Here is a 5,324-nt window from a genome sequence, read left to right on the forward strand (position 1 = left end):
CAGCAGGCGCCGGGCGGCCCGGTCCACCAGCTACTCGGGCACCTCGCCGGCGCGCACCCGGTCGTCCAGGTCGGCGACGAAGCCGAGGGTGTCGGGCAGCTCGACGTCGATGCCGGCGGCGAGGGCCTGGGCGCCGGCCTCGCCGGTGTCGGCGGCGACCTTGTGCATGGTGGCGAGGAAGGGTACGGCCCAGTAGTCGGACACCACCGTGCCGGTGAAGCCCCACTCGTCCCGCAGCAGGTCGGTGAGCAGCCAGGAGTCCGCGGCGGCGGGCACGCCGTCGACGTCGGAGTACGAGTTCATCACCGAGCCGGCCCGGCCCACCCGGATCGCCGTCTCGAAGCTGGGCAGGATCACGTCCATCAGCTCGCGCCGGCCCATCGGCACGGGCCCGTGGTTACGCGCGGCGCGCGCGGCCGAGTAGCCGGCGAAGTGCTTGAGGGTGGCGATGATCCCGGCGCTCTGCAGCCCCCGCACGTACCCGGCGCCGAGCATCGAGACCAGGTACGGGTCCTCGCCCATGGTCTCCTCGACCCGGCCCCAGCGGTAGTCGCGGACGACGTCGAGCACCGGGGACAGCCCCTGGTGCACCCCGACCGCGGCCATGTCCCGGCCGATCGCCGCGGCCATCCGCTCCACCAGGTCCGGGTCGAAGGTCGCGCCCCAGGCGATCGCGGCGGGGTAGACCGTCGCGCCGTAGGTGGTGAAGCCGGTCAGGCACTCCTCGTGCACCAGCGCGGGGATGCCGAGGCGGCTGTCCTCGATCACGATGCGCTGCTGGCGGACGACCTCGGCCGCGCCCTCGGTCACGGTGAGCGGGATGCCGCCGTAGACCCGGGTGAGGTGACCGAGGCCGTGCTTGCTGGCCTCCTGCAGGGAAACAGAGCCGGATGCGGCGAACACGTCCTGCATGGGGGCTACGTTGAGGTTGGTCCCGGTCTCGTCGGCCGGCTCCTCGTCGTGCTCCATGTCGTTGCTGACCCACCGGCTGCCCAGCTGCGCGACCTTCTCCTCGAGGGTCATGTGCGCCAGCAGCGAGCTGACCCGGTCAGCCACGCTACGGGTCTGGTCTTGCCAGTCAGGTGTCGTCACGATGGTTCTCCTTACGAGCAGGACGGGGGTGCAGGCTTGCCGAAACTTTCGGACTGTCGACGAGACCGGACCGCGACCTTACCGTGACCTTCGACGGGGGGAGATCGGGCCTGACAGTGCTGCAGTGGGTCCACTCTCGCGCCTAAAGCACGAGTCTTTCAAGGGCCTTGACACGCCAATCATGAAATCCTACGTTAACGAAATCTCTCGGTAACTTGCGGTTGTCGATCGAAAGTTCCAGAACCTGGATCTGAGTTCGGCGGCCTCTCCCTCAGATGTTCGACTCGCCGCGAGCCTGCGGCTCACGAGTACGGAGACCAGCGTGGAACGCAGTCCGATATCCCGTCGCACCTTTCTCAGCCTGACGGCTGCCGCCGGCGCCGGCGCCGCCCTGGCCGCCTGTGGCAGTTCCGGCCCGGGCACCAGCTCCGGGACTAAGACCGGCTCGGCCAGCTACTGGTTCCTCACCGGTCAGCCCGGCGAGGGCATCCGGCAGGCCGCCGCGGAGCGCTTCAACAAGGCCAACCCGGACACCAAGATCCAGTTCACCGCGTTCGAGAACGACGCTTACAAGCAGAAGATCAAGACGGCCATCGGCGCCGGCCAGGCGCCCACGCTGATCTGGGGCTGGGGCGGTGGCGGCCTGAAGAGCTACGTGGACGCCGGCCAGGTCGAGGACCTGACCCCGTGGTTCGAGCAGAACGCCGCGATCAAGGACAAGCTGTTCCCGTCCTCGTTCGGACCGGCCACGGTCAACGGCAAGATCTACGCCATGCCGTGCGAGACGGTCGCGCCGATCATCCTGTTCTACAACAAGAAGGTCTTCAACGACGTCGGCGTGCAGCCGCCGAAGACCTGGGACGACGTCATGGCCCTGGTGCCGAAGTTCAACGAGAAGAAGATCGCGCCCTTCTCGCTGGCCGGCAAGTCCCGCTGGACCAACATGATGTGGCTGGAGTTCATGCTCGACCGCATCGGCGGCTCGCAGGTCTTCCAGAACGTCTTCGAGGGCAAGAAGGACGCCTGGTCCGACCCGGCGGTGCTGGACATGCTGACCAAGCTGCTGGACCTGGTGAAGGCCAACGGCTTCAACAAGGGCTTCTCGTCGGTCGACGCGGGCGCCAACGCCGACCAGGCCCTGCTCTACACCGGCAAGGCCGCGATGATGCTGCACGGCGCCTGGACCTACGGCAGCATGAAGAACGACGGCGGCGACTTCGTCTCCAAGGGCAACCTGGGCTGGATCCCGTTCCCGACCTTCACGGGCGGCAAGGGCGACCCGAGCGACACGGTCGGCAACCCGGGCCAGTACCTCGCGATCTCCAGCAAGGCCACCGCCGAGCAGAAGGACATCGCCAAGAAGTTCTTCACCAGCGGCGTGCTCGACGAGGCCGAGACCAAGGCGTGGATCAACGACGGCGGTTCGGTGCCGGTGGTCAAGGGCACGGAGGCCACCCTGGCCGCGTCCCCCGACGCCGAGTTCCTCAAGTTCGTCTACGACACCTCGGTCAACGCCAAGGTCTTCGCCCAGTCCTGGGACCAGGCGCTGAGCCCGACCGCGGCCGAGGCCCTGCTGGACAACATCGCCAAGCTGTTCCAGCAGCAGGTCACCCCGCAGCAGTGGGTCACCAACATGAACGGGGTCATCGGTAAATGACCGCTCTTGCTCCGCCCCCGGTGGCGGTACCTTCCTCCAAGACCGGCGGGCGGAGCAGGTCCGTCTCCTGGATGGTGTGGCCGGCGCTGCTGATGTTCACGGCGTTCGGTGTGGTGCCGTTGCTCGGTGTGCTCATCCTCAGCTTCACCCAGTGGGACGGCATCGGTGCCATCAACCCGGCCGGCCTGGACAACTGGCAATCGGTGCTCAGCGGTCCCGGCCTGCTGCACTCGATCTGGGTGACGTTCCTCGTGATGGCGCTGTCCTGGGTGTTCCAGACGCCGATGAGCCTGCTGATCGGTGTCTTCCTGGCTGCCCGAAAGCGCTACCGCGGGTTCCTCGCCGTGCTGTACTTCATCCCGTTGCTGCTCAGCTCGGCGGCCATCGCGATCACCTTCAGCGCGCTGCTGAACCCGAACTTCGGGCTCGGCACGGGCCTGGGCTTCGAGTGGCTCAACCAGGACTGGCTGGGCCAGGGCAACCTCGCCCTGGGCGTGCTGATCTTCGTCGTGTCCTGGCAGTTCATCCCGTTCCACTCGCTGATCTACCAGGGCGCCGTGCGGCAGATCCCGACCGCCATGTACGAGGCGGCCGAGATCGACGGCGCCGGCCGGGTGCGCAAGTTCTTCAGCATCACCCTGCCCCAGCTCAAGTACACGATCATCACCTCGTCGACGCTGATGGTGGTGGGATCGCTGACGTTCTTCGACCTGATCTTCGTCCTCACCGCCGGTGGGCCCGGTGACGCCACCAACGTGCTCGCGCTCGAGATGTACAAGACCGGGTTCATGGCCAACCTCATGGGTCCGGCCAGCGTGATCGCGGTGATCCTGGTGCTGTTCGGTCTCGGCCTGGCGCTGCTGCTGCGCAAGCTCGGTGGCGGCGGCGCGTCCGACAGCCAACTGGAAGGTGCCTGATGGCTATCTCGACCCGGCAGGCGCCGTCGCGGCACGGCGTGTCGGTGACTTCGTCCGGCGGCGGCCCGCGCCGCCGTTCCCCGCTGCGACTGAACTGGTTCGGCGGCAGTTTCAGCTGGCTCTGGCTGATCGTGGTGATGCTGCCGATCTACTGGATCGTCATCACCAGCTTCAAGACCCGGGCCAACTACTACGCCCAGAACCCGCTGGTCCCGCCGTCGGCGCCGACCCTGGACAACTACCGTCTGGTGATCGAGGCCGAGTTCACGCGGTACTTCCTCAACAGCGTCATCGTGACGGCCGGGGCGGTGCTGCCGGCCGCCCTGATCTCCTTCATGGCGGCGTACGCGATCGTCCGTGGCAGCGCGGGCAGCCGCTTCCTGCGCTCGGTCAACGGCTTGTTCCTGATGGGCCTGGCGATCCCGCTGCAGGCGGTGGTCATCCCGATCTACCTGATCATCATCCGGCTGCAGATGTACGACACGCTGCTGGCGATCATCCTGCCGTCGATCGCCTTCGCCATCCCGCTGTCGGTGCTGGTACTGGCCAACTTCATCCGGGACGTGCCCAAGGAGCTGTTCGAGTCGATGCGCCTGGACGGCGCGACCGAATGGGGCACGTTGTGGCGGCTGGCGTTCCCGCTGGTCCGTCCGGCCCTGGTGACCGTGGTGATCTATCAGGGGCTCGGCGTCTGGAACGGTTTCATCCTGCCGCTGATCCTCACCCAGAGCCCCGAACAGCGGACCCTGCCGCTGGGGCTGTGGAGCTTCCAGGGCCAGTACGGCGTCAACGTGCCGGCCGTGCTCGCCTCGGTCGTGCTGACCACGCTGCCGATCCTGATCCTGTACGCGATCGGCCGGCGGCAGCTGCTCAGCGGTTTGACCGCGGGCTTCGGGAAGTAGCCACGGGGGCGGTGCTGTCACGTACCTGGTGCAGGGGGGCGAGCTCGACCCGGGGCGCCTGACGGGCCCCGCCGCGCGCCAGTCGCAGGACTGTGTGCGCGGCGAGCCCGCCCATCTCGGCCAGCGGCTGACGCACGGTGGTCAGCGGCGGTGAGGACCAGCGGGCCTCGGGCAGGTCGTCGAAGCCGGTCACGCTCAGGTCGGCGGGCACCCGCAGGCCGCGGCGGCGGGCGGCTTCGTAGACACCCAGCGCCATCTGGTCACTGGTGGCGAACACGGCGGTCGGCGGCTCGGCGCGATCGAGCCGCCGGCCGCCGCCGGTGTATCCGGACTCGTGCCGGAAGTCGCCCTGCACGATCAGGGCCGGGTCGGTGGCGATGCCGGCCGCGGCCAGGGCGGCCCGGGAGCCGTCCAGCCGGGCCCGGGTGCACTCGCGCCCGCTCGGGCCCGCGATGAGCCCGATCCGCCGGTGGCCCAGGGAGAGCAGGTGCTCGGTGGCGCTGAGCCCGCCGGCCCAGTTGGTCGCCCCGACCGTGGCGACCTCGGAGGCCGAGCCGCCGGCCGGGTCGATGACGACCACCGGGATGTGCAGCCGGCGTAGCTGGATCTGGACCGGGGCGGCGACCTGGGACAGCACGAAGACGACCCCGTCGCAGGTGCGCGTGCGCAGGTTGCGCAGCCACTGCCGGGTCGCCGTGTCGTCCTGGTGCACGGCCGTGACGACCGTGCCCGCGCCGGCCGCGTGCGCCACGTCGG

The 5,324-nt window shown here is 68.6% G+C and carries 5 protein-coding genes; 3 read left to right on the top strand and 2 right to left on the bottom strand.

Going from position 1 to position 5,324, the window contains the following annotated elements; all coding sequences use genetic code 11:
- Nucleotides 1-30: 30 nt before the first annotated feature.
- The gene (locus AB0C29_RS32045) at nt 31-1,092 is read right to left on the bottom strand and encodes a glycoside hydrolase family 3 N-terminal domain-containing protein (RefSeq protein WP_360828090.1); all 1,062 of its coding nucleotides are present in this window, start codon (nt 1,090-1,092) and stop codon (nt 31-33) included.
- Nucleotides 1,093-1,414: 322 nt separating this feature from the next.
- Between AB0C29_RS32045 and AB0C29_RS32050 the strand changes: the two genes are divergently transcribed.
- From AB0C29_RS32050 to AB0C29_RS32060, 3 genes are all read left to right on the top strand, one after another.
- On the top strand, nt 1,415-2,749 hold the full coding sequence (locus AB0C29_RS32050) for an extracellular solute-binding protein (protein ID WP_360828093.1): 1,335 nt from the start codon (nt 1,415-1,417) through the stop codon (nt 2,747-2,749).
- Between the two features lie 71 nt (nt 2,750-2,820).
- A complete protein-coding gene (locus tag AB0C29_RS32055; RefSeq protein ID WP_360828096.1) occupies nt 2,821-3,666 on the top strand; it encodes a sugar ABC transporter permease in 846 nt (281 codons plus the stop codon).
- Nucleotides 3,666-4,568, top strand: coding sequence for a carbohydrate ABC transporter permease (locus tag AB0C29_RS32060; RefSeq protein WP_360828099.1), 903 nt, complete (start codon nt 3,666-3,668; stop codon nt 4,566-4,568). Before AB0C29_RS32055 ends, AB0C29_RS32060 begins: the two co-directional genes overlap by 1 nt.
- On the opposite strand, the gene AB0C29_RS32065 is transcribed toward AB0C29_RS32060, so the two are convergent.
- Nucleotides 4,537-5,324: substrate-binding domain-containing protein (locus AB0C29_RS32065; RefSeq protein ID WP_360828103.1), on the bottom strand; the 788-nt coding region annotated here is incomplete at its 5' end. The two genes, AB0C29_RS32060 and AB0C29_RS32065, sit on opposite strands and share 32 nt — an antisense overlap.

The organism is Actinoplanes sp. NPDC048791, from assembly GCF_040650095.1.
Lineage (GTDB): Bacteria > Actinomycetota > Actinomycetes > Mycobacteriales > Micromonosporaceae > Actinoplanes.

Excerpts from the sequence above, each read along its gene's own strand:
- AB0C29_RS32055 (WP_360828096.1), top strand. The coding sequence starts at position 2,821 with ATGGTGTGGCCGGCGCTGCTGATGTTCACGGCGTTCGGTGTGGTGCCG.
- AB0C29_RS32060 (WP_360828099.1), top strand. The coding sequence starts at position 3,666 with ATGGCTATCTCGACCCGGCAGGCGCCGTCGCGGCACGGCGTGTCGGTG.